The following is a 15470-nucleotide window of genomic DNA, read 5'->3' on the forward strand; positions in this document are numbered from 1 at the left end:
CGGCTCTGGAATGATTGAGTAATTAATTGACAGCATGAAAAAAAAACGCGCTTTCTTAAAATGGGCCGGTGGAAAATACCCGTTGGTAGATGATATCAAACGTCATCTGCCAGCCGGTAGTTGTCTGATAGAGCCATTTGTTGGCGCAGGTTCTGTCTTTTTGAACACAGACTACGATTCTTATATCCTCGCTGATATCAACAGTGACCTGATTAACCTGTACAACACAGTAAAACTCAGGGCTGATGAGTTTATCGTCCACACACAGCCTCTGTTTACCCAAGAATACAATACAGCCGAACATTTTTATCAGTTACGAGAGCAATTTAACCAAAGCACTGACCCGTTCCATCGCAGCGTGTTATTCCTTTATCTCAATCGCCATTGTTACAACGGCCTCTGTCGTTATAATTCTCATGGTAAATTTAACGTACCTTTTGGCCGTTATAAAAAACCCTACTTTCCCGAAGAAGAATTACACTGGTTTGCTGAAAAAGCCCAAAATGCGACTTTTATCTGTGAGCACTACCAACACACGTTGAACGAAGCACATAAAGGCTCAGTTATCTATTGCGATCCTCCTTATGCTCCTTTGTCAGCAACAGCGAACTTTACGGCGTATCACACCAATAGTTTTAACGTTGCAGATCAGGAAAATCTGGCAAATATTGCATTTAAGTTATCATCAGAACGTGCAATTCCTGTTTTGATATCCAACCACGATACGCCAATGACGCGAAAATGGTACTATCAGGCTTCACTTCATATTGTCAAAGCACGTCGTACTATCAGCAGGAATATCCTTGCCCGCAGTAAGGTAGACGAACTTTTGGCATTATATCGCTGATTTATCCACTCCCCTTTTGCCTGGCAATTAAGGGATGATAGAAACGATTTGGAGAAGATAATGAAAGACTTTCTGATTGCCCCATCCATTTTATCTGCAAATTTTGCGCGGCTGGGTGAAGATACAGTTAAGGTGCTGGCAGCAGGGGCTGACGTTGTTCACTTTGATGTGATGGACAACCATTATGTCCCTAACCTGACTATCGGGCCTATGGTCTGCCAGGCTCTACGAGATTATGGCATCACTGCACCAATCGATGTCCATTTGATGGTAAAACCGGTTGACCGCATCATCCCTGATTTTGCCAAAGCAGGAGCAACTTACATTACCTTCCACCCAGAAACCAGCGAGCATATTGACCGCAGTTTACAACTGATCAAAGAGCATGGTTGTAAAGCTGGCTTGGTATTCAATCCTGCAACTCCATTGAGTTATCTTGATTATGTCTTGGATAAACTGGATATCATTCTATTGATGTCGGTAAATCCCGGTTTCGGTGGCCAATCTTTCATCCCTGGAACACTAGAGAAACTGCGTCAGGTTCGTAAAATCATTGATGAAAGCGGTTATGATATTCGTCTTGAAGTAGACGGTGGCATTAAAGCTAACAACATTGCCGCAGCAGCAACCGCGGGAGCAGATATGTTTGTTGCTGGCTCAGCTATTTTCAATCAGCCTGATTACAAAACTGTTATTGATAATATGCGTAGTGAATTGTCAAAGGTATCTCATGGCAAGTAAGGTATTAAAAGGTATTCGTGCTATCGCTTTTGATCTGGACGGCACACTGGTAGACAGCGCCGATGGTTTGGCTGATGCACTGGATCAAGCGCTGTTAGCCAAAGATCTCCCTGCTGCGGGAAAAGAGCGGGTTGCTGTCTGGGTCGGCAATGGCGCAGATATTATGGTCGAACGGGCGTTGACATGGGCCAAAGTCAAATTGACCGCGCAACTGCATAAAGAAACCCGTGAGCTATTTGATCGATTCTATGAAACAACTGTAACAACAGGCAGTCAACTGTTCCCAGAAGTCAAAGCTACATTGGCTGAACTGGCAAAACACAATTTGCCAATGGGTATCATCACCAATAAACCAACACCTTTCATTGCTCCTCTGCTGGCTTCTTTAGGCATCAGTGAATATTTTTCATTAGTGTTAGGTGGTGATGATGTTAAAGAGAAAAAGCCACATCCGGCACCTATTTATTTAACAATGGGCACATTCGGACTGCGTAAGGAAGAATTGCTCTTTGTCGGTGATTCCCGTAATGATATTTTAGCAGCACAAGCGGCTGGTTGCCCTTGTGTTGGTTTAACTTATGGATATAACTACGGTGAATCTATTGCATTAAGCAATCCAGATTGCATATTAACGAATTTTTCGGATCTGCTATCCATAATTAGACTCCCATATTTAAAACTTCAGGAAGCATAATAAAATGAATAAACCCACTGTATCTGAAACACTAAACTCCCAAAAACCTATTGTATTCAGCGGCGCACAGCCTTCCGGTGAACTAACCATCGGTAACTATATGGGGGCGTTACGTCAGTGGGTTAAAATGCAGGATGATTATGACTGCATCTATTGCATTGTTGACCAACATGCAATTACAGTCCGCCAGGACTCAAAAGAGTTGAGAAAACGCACTCTGAATACACTAGCTCTCTACCTAGCTTGTGGCATTGACCCAGAGAAAAGTACTATTTTTGTCCAATCTCATGTCCCACAACACGCTCAGTTAAGCTGGGTTCTAAACTGTTATACTTATTTCGGTGAACTCAGCCGCATGACTCAGTTTAAAGACAAATCAGCTCGTCATGCCGAAAACATCAATGCAGGCTTGTTTGACTATCCTGTACTGATGGCAGCGGATATTTTGGTATACCAAACAAATCAGGTTCCTGTAGGTATCGATCAGAAACAACATCTTGAATTGAGCCGTGATATTGCTCAACGATTTAATGCCATCTACGGCAATATCTTCTCTTTACCAGAGCCGTTTATCCCAACCGGTGGTGCCCGTGTTATGGCCCTTCAAGACCCAGAAAAGAAAATGTCCAAGTCAGATGATAACCGTAACAACGTTATCGCTCTGTTGGAAGATCCAAAATCAGCCGCTAAAAAGATAAAACGCGCAGTCACAGATTCAGAAGAACCTCCTCGTGTTCGCTATGATCTGGAACAAAAACCGGGTGTTTCCAATTTATTAGATATCCTCGCGGGTGTTACTGACAAAACCATTCCTGAACTGGAAGCAGAATTTGAAGGCCAGATGTATGGTCATTTAAAAAGTGCTGTTGCTGATGCAGTTTCCGGTATGTTGACTGAGTTACAAGAGCGTTTCCACTATTTCCGTAATGATGAAATCCTGCTGAACAAAATCATGGCAGAAGGTGCAGCGAAGGCAAAAGCCCGCGCTCAGATTACGCTAGATAAAGTGTATGAAGCTGTTGGTTTTATTGCTCACCCTTAATTAAGAGATAAAATGTGCACGTATCACCACGTGCACATTTCAGGCTACAGAAAAGCAATACGATTGGACAAATTAAAACAGTATAAAGCAAGCTTAAACTGACCTATTTAAGATATTCCGATTTTTCATATTCGATTATTTAACTGGTTTATTAAAAAGTTTATTCTGCGGTTGAAAATATTATTAAAGCGGTTCATTTTGGAAAATATATTACCTGATTAACCTATTCATATTTACTTTTTTCGGGGAATATAACCATTAACAAAACCAATTTTTGCTTCTCATTTTCCATTGATAGTTTTATGACAGGCAAATTTTAAGCCATTATTAAAGGCCGTTGTTTTACCCTCTAAATAAGGTTTCATAATTCCGCTACACGTGGTTTCCTTCAACCCATTGTTATGCATAGGGTTGTTAGTAGATAAGGTGTAGCACCATTTTGGAAAGTTATTTAGTTTTAATTTTAATAGTATAAGGTTTTAACCGTTGTTTTTACCACTTTTAATCACCTGATTTTTATTCGGTTTAATCGGAAGTTCTTTGTCACCCTGATACCGATGTACTATGACGATCACAACCCACCCCACTTTCATGCCTACTACGATGAACATACGGAAAACATCCTAAAAAAGCCTATTCCTTGTACAGACCAATATCTGATTCACAAAAATAAGTCATTAAAAATCAGTTAACTATAAAAAAATCATTTTTTTTATCATATTCACTGTAAGAAATTGATGTGCGGTGCGACTAATCGAGTGAAGCAAATGCTCGTTTCAGCGAAGCAGTAATTCACCTTCTACACCAATATAAAAGGAACGTTCTATGACTAAACAAACGACAAAAGCATTACTGGCCCTGGCCTTAGGCAGCGCACTGATTACGGTAGGCACTTCAGCAATGGCGGATTCCGGCAGCAAAATGGAGAAATGCTATGGCGTTTCTCTGAAAGGGAAAAACGACTGTAAAGCAGGCGCAGGCACCACCTGTGCTGGTACCTCAAAAAAGGATTATCAGGGTAATGCCTGGAAAATGGTACCGGCGGGTTCCTGCGTAAAAATGAAGTCTCCGACCTCCCCAACTGGTTTTGGTCAACTGGGCGCATTTAAAGAAGCGTAATTCTGGCATCAGGCAGGAGCTCATACGATGACAATTTCTTTACCCTTACATAGCGTCTCTTGTGATGCTCCTGACTGTCTCATGCTAAATAGGCTTCCGACCAGAGCAGGGATCGGGTTAAAGCCGGAGCATTTTCGCGCTATCCTGCGCGATAAACCCGACATTGGTTTTTTTGAAATTCACGCGGAAAATTATTTGGTTGCGGGAGGTCCGTTTCATCAAGCACTAACCGCCATTCGCCAAGATTATCCGCTCTCTATTCATGGTGTGGGCATGTCCATCGGAGGAGAAAGTCCTCTGAATCAGACTCATTTACAACGTGTTGCTGCGCTGGTTGAACGCTACCAGCCGACCGTTTTTTCTGAACACCTTGCCTGGTCGACGCACAACGATCTATTTCTCAATGATCTGCTACCGCTGCCTTATACCGACGTCACGCTGACGCGGGTCTGCGAACACATCGATCAGGTACAAAATGCGCTGCGTCGCCCCATTCTGCTGGAAAACCCATCTACTTACATCGAGTTCAGTGCCTCAACCATGAGCGAGACTGACTTTATCTCCGAGGTGATACGCCGCACCGGATGCGGACTACTGCTGGATGTGAACAATCTCTATATCAGTGGCGTCAACCATAATCGCTGCCCACGGCAGATGCTATTCGAACTGCCACTTCACCGTGTCGGTGAAATTCATCTGGCAGGCTATACGGAAAGCCGCGATGGGGCAAACGACTTGCTGTTGATTGATTCACACGACAGTCATGTGACCGGGCCTGTCTGGGATCTTTATAACGAGACCCTGAATGAAACAGGGCCGATCGCCACCCTGATCGAATGGGACAGCAATATCCCACCATTAGACGTGTTACTAAACGAAGCCGGCCATGCCCAGCGTTACATTACGGAGAGCACGAAAAATGCAACAACAACTGTATCAAGCACTTCTTGACCCCGACCTCGCGGTACCAGAGGGGCTAACAGTCTGGAACGATAGCGATCCAGCGGTACGTTTTGCGGTTTATCGTAATAATGTCATGGCGTCGCTGATCGACGCACTGGCCGAAAACTGCCCTGTCCTTCTCGCCCAGCTCGGAGAGTGCTTTTTTCGTGCGATGGCGGCGGAGTTTATACGTCAACAACCTCCACCCTCTCCTGTTTTGGCAAGCTATGGCGCACAATTGCCGGACTGGATTGCGACATTTCAGCCGTTGGCAGACTGGCCTTGGCTGAGCGATCTCACCCGGCTGGAAATGTTGTTTATCGAATCACTGCATGCAGCGGACCCTGCCAAACAGACGGCAGAAGCGGCCCCCGTTGACGACCCCGCACAGTTGCTGATGGCGCTCCATCCTTCGGTACGGCTCTTTAGTTCAGATTATGCCGTCTTCAGCCTATGGGCCTCACACCAACAAAATGAAAACGAGATGCTGCTGGACCCATTCCAGCCTGAACATATGTTGCTGTGCCGCGTTGACGACGACGTGCGAATAATGTTGCTCAGCCGTGCGGAAATGCAATTTGTTGCTATGCTCCAGTCCGGTCGGTGTCTTACCGAAGCCCTAGATATTGCCGCCAGGGAGGATGCAACTTTTGAGCCTCAGTCGGTTTTACAACGCATGCAGCACTATGGACTGATCCTTTCTCTATACAGCAACACGGAGCGCTAAAATGGCATTACTCAATATAGCATTACTCAAAATGTTAGCGTTAAAAGGGCAACACATTGCGCAGGAAAGTGTTATTCCCCTTCTGGCGCGCATTAGCCTTGCCGCAACATTCTGGCTGTCAGGCCAAAGCAAAGTGGTGGGATTAAACATAGATATTCTGGAGACACGCACACCCTGGCAATTAGGGATTCCGCGAGTTACCGATAGCTCCGTGTCGCTCTTTACCAGCGAGTACAAGCTTCCTCTACTGCCACCCGATGTTGCTGCCGTCATGGCCGCGACCGCAGAACACTTGTTTCCGCTGCTGCTGATTGTCGGATTAGCGACACGCTTCTCCGCGCTAGCATTAATGGTGATGACGCTGGTGATTCAGATATTTGTTTATCCGGATGCCTGGCCTGTTCACGCTACCTGGCTGACGGCTCAGTTGTATCTGGTGACTTATGGCGGTGGGAGGTTTTCGCTTGATCGCCTGATTTACCGACATCGTACCTGATTCCCCCTCCCTACGTTACTTTATTTTGATTCTCATTTTCGCCACGAGCGAATGCGGAAGTGATAGTGCGCAGGTCGGCAAGCTGTTGTCTGAAGTTTCGGCACCCGTCGCATATTTTCAAATGCAGCATTAGCTGAACATGTTGAGAAAGCACGATTTTTTCATCCAGCGCCTGAGACATCAGGCGTGTAGCTTGGTAACAACTAAGCATATTTATCCTCCTGGGAAAACCAGCGTTGTGACAAACATTCGCGTAAACGCATACGCGCACGCCAGAGCATCACATTCAGGTTGCTGACAGAGAGCGCCATCTCCTGACAGATCTCCTGAGTCTCAAGACCAATAAATTCGCGCATCATAAATGCCCGTGCGTTTTGCGTTGGCAACTGTGTCAGACAAAGCTCGAAAACCGTCCAAAATTGCTCCTGTTCGGCCGCCTCATCCGGTAAATGCCAGCGCTGAGAATGCTCGTTTCGTGGCCAGTGACCAGATTCATCAAACAGCGCTTCGAAATTTTGCTCATCAACATCATCAGTCAGTTGCACGCTGCTGTACCGATAACGCATACGCAAGGCGTCCGAGATTTTGTTGCGCAGGATCGTAAACACCCAGCTTTTCCAGGCGGCTCGTCCGGCAAAGGAAGAGGCATTCTTCATCGCCCCTTCCAGCGCCTCTTGAACAACGTCTTCCGCCTGATGAAAATCATTCAACTGCAAGCTAGCAAACTGCAACATCTGTTTATGCAGCATGGAAAAAAACTGCGGATCCCGCAGCAGATTATTGATATCGGACATCTTAGTTTCTATCTCAACAGGATTGTTCGGGATAACCGGGTATTACTGGCGGAATCGTTTAAATTCACTCACATGACTTAGGGACCGTTTGGGGAACGGGGACAATTCTAAATTAAATCTGTTTTTTGTACAGCAGGGGACGTGTCTTTTCCCCAGCGTCACCTATTTTTCGTTCAACTTCATAGCGTCATGGAGAAGTAAATCTGACCAGTTCTGCCGAGAGAGTGACCATGCAGATAATAGCTGCAATGGCAGAGTTTAAACAAGACTTACTGATAGAGCGCACTCATTTTGGTATTGCACGAGCTAAAGCAGTAGGAAAACACATGGGACGCCGTTCGGTACTTAATGAGGAACAACAACGAGTGGTGATTGAACATCTGAAAGTAGGAAGTAGTGTCAGTGCTAATGTGCACGTTCACCACGTGCACATTTTATTATTTCCCGAACAACCTACGGTTAAAATCCTCAATCTTTCCAAACATCACCCGCTTTTGCATAGTCAGGCTCCAACTGGCAGATAACCCAGCGGCACTCATCAACCGACGATATTGCTCTTCATCAAATGGCATATTAAAAGCAATCGCTACCGCTTCTTTAACCAAAACATCACTATTACGGGAAACAAGAACAAAAGGCTCATCCGGGCTAACATTTCCCGCTGCAATAATTCGGTAAAGCCAACCACAGCGGCCACTCCCCTGCATAATGGCAGAAAAATTACTGATACCGGAATGAGAATTGAGTTTGTAACAAGGCGAACGAGGCTGAGTTACCTGAAGCATGGCCTCTCCCCAACTGAAAATATCACCGATACAAACATTTTCTTCAGTCAACCCCGTTGTGGAAATATTTTCGCCAAACGCGGGAGCAATAAAGAAATCTTCCTGATCAGGAAATTGATGTTTCCAGAAATCGTAGTGTTCACGGGGATAATGGCAAAGCGCACGATCAGGGCCACCATGGAAACGGGTTTCGGCCTGTTCATCACCTTCTAATCCTAGAGAAGTCAGACGCAAGCTACCATCAACCATCCGTTTGTTAATTGCGCTGGCAGAAAGTTTTCCTGATATTTCAATTTTACCCGTATATACCTGCGGACAATACATAATTCACTTTCCTTATTGAAATCAGTCTGACATCACCATAATAAACCAATATTCAACCAATAAAAATGCCGGCAGTCATATCAGCCGGCATAGCAGAAAAGACAAATTATTCAGAAAGTTATTTCACTTTTTCCTGATAACGTATCGCTGCTTCATCCCAGTTAACAACGCTCCAGAATGCTTTAATATAGTCAGGACGACGGTTTTGGTACTGTAAGTAATAAGCATGTTCCCAAACATCCAGACCAATAATCGGATAACCAGATGCACCAGAAATCGCTTCACCCATTAATGGGCTATCCTGGTTAGCAGTCGATACAACCGCCAGTTTGCCATCATCTTTCAGTACTAGCCACGCCCAACCAGAACCAAAGCGGGTAGCCGCTGCCTGCTCAAATTTCTCTTTAAAAGAATCTATACTACCGAAATCGCGTTCAATAGCTTCTTTTAATGGACCTTGCAGAGTTGTGCCTAATTTCAGACCTTTCCAAAACAAGCTATGGTTAGCGTGCCCACCAGCATTATTACGAACAAAAGTACGTTTATCAGCAGGTATCTTATCTAATTGCTGAATCAGATCATCAATATCCAGTCCTGCCAGCTCAGGGAAGGCTTCCAGGGCGCTATTGGTATTATTAACGTAAGTCTGATGATGCTTGGTATGGTGGATTTCCATCGTCTGCTTATCAAAATGAGGTTCCAGAGCTTCATAAGAATAAGGAAGAGAAGGTAATGAATAGCTCATATCATGTACTCCAGTCATATAAGAATGGTTCAAAGTCCACACCTTGTGAACAACGTGATCATTATAGTTAATTAAATATTATTGGAAATGCTTATCAACACCATATTCTCATTATGGTTTTATCATACAACTGTGTTTCAGTGACTTATCAGTCAATTTGTCTATATTAAACATTATTATTGGATTAGGATTTTGAATTACTATTTTTGATTAGCAATTAAACCTAAATAAACCCGCCACACTAAATGACAATCACGTGAAAAATATTCTTTTTATTGCGTGATCTTCCGCGCAAAAAAAAAACAAAAATTCTCTTTACACTTTAGTTAACTTTGATTTGACATAATATTAACATTCGTAAGGAGAATATTATATGACCAAAATAATGAAGCACCCTATTCCTATCGCCATTGCAGAACATGCCCTGATGAATGAGCAACAATATCAACAAGACTACCAATTATCGTTGCAAGATCCCGACAGGTTCTGGGGTGAAAAAGGAAAAATTGTTGACTGGATTAAGCCTTACACCAAGGTAAAGAATACCTCTTTTGATCCTGGACATATCAATATCCGCTGGTTTGAAGATGGAACACTAAACTTAAGCGCAAATTGTCTCGATCGTCATCTAAAAGAACGTGGTGAGCAAACCGCTATTATCTGGGAAGGTGATGATCCAACAGAATCCAAAGCAATAACCTATCGTGAACTACACCATGATGTATGTCAGTTTTCCAATGTATTGAAAAATATGGGTATTAAAAAAGGCGATGTTGTTGCTATTTACATGCCGATGGTGCCAGAAGCAGCGGTTGCCATGTTAGCATGTGCCCGCATTGGTGCTATTCACTCTGTTATTTTCGCAGGTTTTTCTCCTGATGCTGTATCCGGGCGTATCATCGATTCAAACACCAAATTGGTCATTACCGCCGATGAAGGATTAAGAGCAGGACGTACAATCCCCCTGAAAAAGAATGTTGATGACGCATTAAATAATGCAGCCGTTGTCAATGTATCCAATGTGATCGTTTTTAAACGTACTGGAAATATTGGTCACTGGCAATCTGGCCGCGACCTTTGGTGGCATGAATTGGTAGCAGACGCGAGTGCTGACTGTCCAGTTGAAGAGATAAATGCAGAAGACCCACTGTTTATTCTCTATACCTCAGGCTCTACCGGTAAACCCAAAGGGGTACTGCACACCACTGGAGGTTACCTTGTATATGCATCTCTAACATTTAAATATGTATTCGATTATCAGCCGGGGGAAGTTTACTGGTGCACAGCCGATGTGGGATGGGTTACTGGACATAGCTACCTGCTCTACGGCCCCCTTTCCTGTGGCGCTATTACCCTAATGTTTGAAGGTGTACCAAACTATCCTGCGGTTAACCGTTTAAGTCAGGTTATTGATAAACATCAGGTAAATATCCTGTATACAGCACCCACAGCGATTCGTGCCCTGATGGCGGAAGGTGACAAAGCTATTGAAGGAACGAAACGTACTTCTCTGCGTATTATGGGATCAGTTGGCGAACCGATTAACCCGGAAGCTTGGGAATGGTATTACCAGAAAATTGGTAACAGCAAATGCCCGATTGTCGATACCTGGTGGCAAACAGAAACTGGTGGCTTCATGATCACACCACTGCCAGGCGCAACCGAACTAAAAGCAGGTTCCGCAACGCTACCTTTCTTCGGTGTTCAGCCCGCATTGGTTGATAATCTTGGTGAACTACTAGAAGGTGTTTGTGAAGGAAACCTGGTTATTACCGATTCCTGGCCAGGACAAGCACGCTCACTATTTGGCGATCATGACCGTTTCGAACAAACCTATTTCTCTACCTTTAAGGGAATGTATTTTAGTGGTGATGGCGCACGCCGTGATGAAGATGGCTACTATTGGATAACTGGCCGTGTTGATGATGTGCTGAATATTTCCGGCCACCGTCTAGGTACTGCTGAAATTGAATCTGCTTTGGTCTCTCATCCTAAAATTGCAGAAGCTGCTGTCGTAGGTACCCCACATAATATTAAAGGGCAGGCAATTTATGCCTATGTCACCTTAAATCACGGTGAAGAACCCTCTCCAGAACTCTATACAGAAGTCCGTAATTGGGTACGTAAAGAAATCGGTCCGATTGCTACACCAGATATCCTACACTGGACAGACTCCTTACCAAAAACCCGTTCAGGAAAAATTATGCGTCGTATCCTGCGCAAAATAGCCTCCGGCGATACCAACAATCTAGGAGACATTTCAACACTAGCAGATCCAGGAGTAGTAGAAAAATTGTTGGAAGAAAAACAAACAATGAATATTTCGTGACAGATCATGCCGCCTTATGGCGGCTGTAATCAAAATATAATAAATATAAGAGGATATACTCCGATGAATGACGACATTTACCAAGGGATCGAGAATAACCCGCGTTTCAAAGAATTGGTTGAAAAGCGGGGACGTTTTGCATGGTTGCTATCAATAATCACATTAATTCTGTATGTCGGTTTTATTTTTCTCATTGCATTTGCCCCAGAATGGCTAGGTACTCCCCTTTATAATGATTCCAGTATTACCCGTGGAATACCGGTTGGTATTGGTTTAATTGTTATTTCATTCATCTTAACCGGCTTATATGTAATCAGAGCCAATAGCGAGTTTGATCACCTTACCTCACAAATTCTCTGTGAGGTAAAGAAATGAAAAAGTTCCTGTTATTAGCAATAGTGCTATTTCCTCATCTCACCTGGGCTAACGCAATCTCTGAAACTGGAGAAAGGAAACCTATCAACATTCAGGCCATTATCATGTTTGTCCTGTTTGTTGGTTTTACACTCTATATCACTTACTGGGCCTCAAAAAAAACCCGCTCCCGTACTGATTACTACACGGCGGGGGGACGTATTACTGGTTTCCAAAATGGAATGGCAATTGCGGGAGATTTTATGTCCGCAGCATCATTCCTCGGCATTTCCGCTTTAGTCTATACGTCTGGTTATGATGGACTAATTTATTCTATCGGCTTCTTGATTGGCTGGCCTATTATCCTATTTCTGATTGCCGAAAGATTAAGAAACCTTGGACGCTATACTTTTGCCGATGTCGCTTCTTACCGGTTACAGCAACGCCCAATCCGTACGTTATCTGCAATTGGCTCGCTGTTTGTTGTCGCCCTTTATCTTATTGCTCAGATGGTTGGCGCAGGCAAACTTATCGAATTGCTTTTTGGGCTCAATTACCATGTAGCGGTCATATTGGTTGGTATCCTGATGGTACTTTATGTTTTGTTTGGCGGTATGCTAGCAACGACCTGGGTACAAATTATCAAAGCTATCCTATTACTAGCTGGTGCCACCTTTATGGCCCTTATGGTCATGAAAATAGTAAACTTCAATTTCAATACGTTGTTCAAAGAAGCCATTGCTGTCCACTCAAAAGGTGAAGCCATCATGAGTCCAGGAGGGTTAGTATCTGACCCAATATCCGCACTTTCTCTTGGTTTGGCATTGATGTTTGGTACCGCTGGTTTACCTCATATTATCATGCGTTTCTTTACTGTAAGTGATGCGAAAGAGGCCCGAAAGAGCGTTTTCTACGCTACTGGCTTTATTGGTTATTTTTACATTCTGACTTTTATCATCGGCTTCGGTGCTATTTTACTGGTTAGTCCAAACCCTTCCTTTAAAGATGCTACCGGCGCACTCATTGGTGGTACTAACATGGCAGCCATTCACCTCGCTAGTGCAGTTGGAGGCAACTTGTTTCTGGGTTTTATCTCTGCTGTCGCCTTTGCCACAATTCTAGCCGTTGTTGCGGGGCTAACGCTGGCTGGCGCATCAGCAGTATCACATGACCTATATGCAAACGCCATTAAACGCGGTAAAGCCAATGAACGAGATGAACTGAGAGTATCAAAAATAACAGTTGTGATACTTGGATTTATCGCAATCGGATTAGGTATTCTATTTGAGAACCAGAACATAGCTTTCATGGTTGGATTAGCATTTTCTATTGCTGCAAGCTGTAACTTCCCAACCATTCTTTTGTCTATGTACTGGCGTAAACTCACTACTCGTGGTGCGTTAACCGGAGGTTGGCTAGGATTAATTACATCAGTAGTTTTAATGATTCTCGGTCCAACAATTTGGGTCAGCATTCTCGGTCACGAGAAACCAATCTATCCTTATGAATATCCAGCATTATTCTCAATGATTATCGCTTTTATTGGTTCATGGCTATTTTCTATCACCGATAATTCACAACAAGGTATGCAAGAAAGAGAACAATTTAGAATCCAGTTTATTCGATCACAAACAGGACTTGATATCGCACAAGGAAAAACACACTAATTACGTTTTTATGTCCAGCCTCTCCTTCGGGAGAGGTATTTTCATTAGAAGCCGCCTGAATTCAGAGCTATTTCACAAGTTAACCTCTTGTTTTAATCCTAGGTTAATGATTAACTCTTTTATTTCAATTTATTAATTAACCTCAGCTTCGTTTAAAAATAACGATATCACAATCCCGTAAATTCAAGCTCGGTTTTTTAGGTTGGAATGTATAAGCAATTAGGCTAGCGACGATTTCCAATAAAAAACCGAGCTGACTGCGGTGTCTTGAATGCGCTATCTGAGAAATATTTTTAAGCTGATACACGACCGTTTCTATCAAAAATCGCCTTCTTAACATCAGCTTGTCCCAGAGAGATAACGCTTTTGCCTTTTATTACGGACATGAGTGATTAGCGTTATTCCTTCTGCTTCTAGTTCATCGCACAAAGCCTGCGACAAATACCCTTTATCGCCATACAAACATCCTGTTAACCCTTGTACCAGCGCTTTGACGGGATGGCGATCATCCTTATTTCCTGAGCGCCAAAAGTTCACTACAATCATTGATAACCAGATGAAGTTTAAAGTTTTCCCTCGCTGTGCGACGCCCTGAAATACGCGATGACGGGGAATACGGAGATTGTGGCAAACGGCAATTTTAGTTAAATCAATAAAAGCGATCCCCTGGGTTTCAGCCTTGCGTGACGAAAGAAAAGCACAGAGAGGAATGAGAGCCCTTTGCTTCAAGGTTAACATGCGGGTGTAGCTGACCAACCGGGGAAAATCGGCCTTAAGATAGTGTTTGACATGCTGAATATAAAACGTTTTAAAATCACGATAATGGCTCATGTGGAATAAAATGAGGAGCGTCATGACTTCACTGAGAGAAAGGGAAGCTTCGCGGCGACGTTTGAGCAAACCATTTTCAATTAACTGTTGATGCCAGAGAGGAATAAATTTTTGGCAAAAGTCATCGACGCCACAGTAAAGTTCTTCTAAATTAGACATGCCTGAGGCACTGAGTTCCCTTCTTAAGCAAACCTCAGGTTAATTAAATTATCAATCTGTATGAGAAATAAATGGCCGATTACTAAAACAGAAAGGTAAGAAATTTATTATTATGCATATCTATGGCAGTCATGAGCCATCCTGTAACCGATTTCCCGAAAATAAACTGATATCTTTCTCATCGAACGAAGATGATAATTGCTATGACAGCTCAATAGTTTATACAGATCAGATAATAGAGAAAATTATTAATAAAAACAAAGATAGTAAAGCATTTATTCTCTATTTTTTAGATCATGGATTACAACGTTTAGATAAAAACGGTGACATCCGTCATAACCACGGAGTTAGTCATCCTCGAAAAGAGGCTTATAATATCCCCTTATTTATCTGGTATAACGATAATGTTAATCCAAGATATCGTCATACTGGTGTACTTCAGATAATTATTACCTTATCAGTGATTGGCTAGGTATTTATCATAAATCTCCAGAATACTGCCGTTCACCATTAAACAATTGTTTCAAATCACAGAAAGAGCTAACGGTGATCGATGATAATAAAACTTAATATACCCGTTATCTTTCAAGTTGCCTCTTTGTTGGCTGCACTCACTCATCCCGGTCACATCGTTCGCTATGCCCCTGCGGATTCGCTCCCTTGCCATCGCGGTGCATCTTGAAATCCATAGGATATCCCTTTTAAAACGCAAAAACCCCCAGCTCTCGCTGAGGGTTTCTACTGTATTTAAAGCCTGGCAGTTCCCTACTCTCACATGGGGAGACCCCACACTACCATCGGCGCTACGGCGTTTCACTGCTGAGTTCGGCATGGGGTCAGGTGGGACCGCCGCGCTATCGCCGCCAGGCATATT

18 protein-coding genes, 1 rRNA gene and 2 pseudogenes are annotated in these 15470 nt (G+C 43.4%); 14 read left to right on the forward strand and 7 right to left on the reverse strand.

Features of this window, described 5'->3' with window-relative positions; translation table 11 throughout:
- Positions 1-34: 34 nt before the first annotated feature.
- From dam to trpS, 4 genes are read left to right on the forward strand one after another with little or no spacing between them, the layout of a single operon-like run.
- A complete protein-coding gene (gene dam / locus AACQ83_RS15340; RefSeq protein ID WP_112878414.1) occupies positions 35-847 on the forward strand; it encodes an adenine-specific DNA-methyltransferase in 813 nt (270 codons plus the stop codon).
- Between the two features lie 60 nt (positions 848-907).
- Positions 908-1588, forward strand: a complete 681-nt coding sequence (gene rpe / locus AACQ83_RS15345; protein WP_112878415.1) for a ribulose-phosphate 3-epimerase — start codon at positions 908-910, stop codon at positions 1586-1588.
- Positions 1578-2282, forward strand: coding sequence for a phosphoglycolate phosphatase (locus tag AACQ83_RS15350; RefSeq protein ID WP_112878416.1), 705 nt, complete (start codon positions 1578-1580; stop codon positions 2280-2282). Before rpe ends, AACQ83_RS15350 begins: the two co-directional genes overlap by 11 nt.
- A gap of 4 nt (positions 2283-2286) precedes the next feature.
- The gene (gene trpS / locus AACQ83_RS15355) at positions 2287-3324 is read left to right on the forward strand and encodes a tryptophan--tRNA ligase (RefSeq protein ID WP_112878417.1); all 1038 of its coding nucleotides are present in this window, start codon (positions 2287-2289) and stop codon (positions 3322-3324) included.
- 479 nt (positions 3325-3803) lie between these two features.
- Here the strand turns inward: trpS and AACQ83_RS15360 are convergent, their stop codons facing one another.
- Positions 3804-3935 (reverse strand): hypothetical protein, encoded by a 132-nt coding sequence (locus AACQ83_RS15360; RefSeq protein ID WP_255566984.1) that lies wholly within the window; start codon positions 3933-3935, stop codon positions 3804-3806.
- Between AACQ83_RS15360 and AACQ83_RS24680 the strand changes: the two genes are divergently transcribed.
- The 5 genes from AACQ83_RS24680 to AACQ83_RS15380 all read left to right on the forward strand — a co-directional run bounded on the left by AACQ83_RS24680 (position 3882) and on the right by AACQ83_RS15380 (position 6608).
- On the forward strand, positions 3882-4016 hold the full coding sequence (locus AACQ83_RS24680; protein WP_112878418.1) for a DUF4160 domain-containing protein: 135 nt from the start codon (positions 3882-3884) through the stop codon (positions 4014-4016). The two genes, AACQ83_RS15360 and AACQ83_RS24680, sit on opposite strands and share 54 nt — an antisense overlap.
- Before the next feature lie 133 nt (positions 4017-4149).
- The gene (locus AACQ83_RS15365) at positions 4150-4443 is read left to right on the forward strand and encodes a BufA1 family periplasmic bufferin-type metallophore (RefSeq protein ID WP_112878419.1); all 294 of its coding nucleotides are present in this window, start codon (positions 4150-4152) and stop codon (positions 4441-4443) included.
- A gap of 27 nt (positions 4444-4470) precedes the next feature.
- Positions 4471-5394, forward strand: coding sequence for an MNIO family bufferin maturase (gene bufB / locus AACQ83_RS15370; RefSeq protein ID WP_112878420.1), 924 nt, complete (start codon positions 4471-4473; stop codon positions 5392-5394).
- Positions 5363-6112 (forward strand): HvfC/BufC N-terminal domain-containing protein, encoded by a 750-nt coding sequence (locus tag AACQ83_RS15375; RefSeq protein ID WP_112878421.1) that lies wholly within the window; start codon positions 5363-5365, stop codon positions 6110-6112. The genes bufB and AACQ83_RS15375 overlap by 32 nt, the downstream gene beginning before the upstream one ends.
- 1 nt (position 6113) lies before the next feature.
- Entirely contained in the window at positions 6114-6608 is a 495-nt protein-coding gene (locus tag AACQ83_RS15380) for a DoxX family protein (protein WP_240000823.1), read from the forward strand.
- Positions 6609-6618: 10 nt separating this feature from the next.
- Here the strand turns inward: AACQ83_RS15380 and AACQ83_RS15385 are convergent, their stop codons facing one another.
- Both AACQ83_RS15385 and AACQ83_RS15390 read right to left on the reverse strand, forming a co-directional pair.
- Positions 6619-6819, reverse strand: coding sequence for a hypothetical protein (locus AACQ83_RS15385; RefSeq protein WP_112878422.1), 201 nt, complete (start codon positions 6817-6819; stop codon positions 6619-6621).
- Positions 6812-7402, reverse strand: coding sequence for an RNA polymerase factor sigma-70 (locus tag AACQ83_RS15390; protein WP_112878423.1), 591 nt, complete (start codon positions 7400-7402; stop codon positions 6812-6814). Before AACQ83_RS15390 ends, AACQ83_RS15385 begins: the two co-directional genes overlap by 8 nt.
- 191 nt (positions 7403-7593) lie before the next feature.
- Here AACQ83_RS15390 and AACQ83_RS15395 point away from each other — a divergent pair.
- A pseudogene (locus AACQ83_RS15395) lies at positions 7594-7926 on the forward strand (recombinase family protein); the annotation flags it as partial.
- Here the strand turns inward: AACQ83_RS15395 and yiiM are convergent.
- Both yiiM and sodA read right to left on the reverse strand, forming a co-directional pair.
- The gene (gene yiiM / locus AACQ83_RS15400; RefSeq protein WP_112878425.1) at positions 7840-8511 is read right to left on the reverse strand and encodes a 6-hydroxyaminopurine reductase; all 672 of its coding nucleotides are present in this window, start codon (positions 8509-8511) and stop codon (positions 7840-7842) included. The pseudogene AACQ83_RS15395 and the gene yiiM sit on opposite strands and share 87 nt — an antisense overlap.
- Positions 8512-8629: 118 nt before the next feature.
- Positions 8630-9256 carry a superoxide dismutase [Mn] gene (sodA, locus tag AACQ83_RS15405; protein WP_112878426.1) on the reverse strand — a complete coding sequence of 209 codons (627 nt, stop codon included), beginning with the start codon at positions 9254-9256 and terminating at the stop codon, positions 8630-8632.
- Between the two features lie 373 nt (positions 9257-9629).
- On the opposite strand from sodA, the gene acs reads away from it, so the two are divergent.
- The 3 genes from acs (at position 9630) to actP (ending at position 13606) form a co-directional block, all read left to right on the forward strand.
- The gene (acs, locus tag AACQ83_RS15410) at positions 9630-11585 is read left to right on the forward strand and encodes an acetate--CoA ligase (protein WP_112878427.1); all 1956 of its coding nucleotides are present in this window, start codon (positions 9630-9632) and stop codon (positions 11583-11585) included.
- Between the two features lie 63 nt (positions 11586-11648).
- Entirely contained in the window at positions 11649-11960 is a 312-nt protein-coding gene (locus AACQ83_RS15415; protein ID WP_112878428.1) for a DUF485 domain-containing protein, read from the forward strand.
- Entirely contained in the window at positions 11957-13606 is a 1650-nt protein-coding gene (actP, locus tag AACQ83_RS15420; RefSeq protein ID WP_112878429.1) for a cation/acetate symporter ActP, read from the forward strand. The genes AACQ83_RS15415 and actP overlap by 4 nt, the downstream gene beginning before the upstream one ends.
- 142 nt (positions 13607-13748) lie before the next feature.
- On the opposite strand, the pseudogene AACQ83_RS15425 reads toward actP, so the two are convergent.
- Positions 13749-14596, reverse strand: a pseudogene (locus AACQ83_RS15425) (transposase).
- Positions 14597-14708: 112 nt separating this feature from the next.
- On the opposite strand from AACQ83_RS15425, the gene AACQ83_RS15430 reads away from it, so the two are divergent.
- A complete protein-coding gene (locus AACQ83_RS15430) occupies positions 14709-15068 on the forward strand; it encodes a sulfatase-like hydrolase/transferase (protein WP_112878430.1) in 360 nt (119 codons plus the stop codon).
- A 280-nt stretch (positions 15069-15348) separates the two neighbouring features.
- On the opposite strand, the gene rrf is transcribed toward AACQ83_RS15430, so the two are convergent.
- Positions 15349-15464 (reverse strand): 5S ribosomal RNA (gene rrf / locus AACQ83_RS15435).
- Positions 15465-15470: the final 6 nt, after the last annotated feature.

The sequence above is a fragment of the Photorhabdus sp. S10-54 genome (genome assembly GCF_963878145.1).
GTDB lineage: Bacteria > Pseudomonadota > Gammaproteobacteria > Enterobacterales > Enterobacteriaceae > Photorhabdus > Photorhabdus kayaii.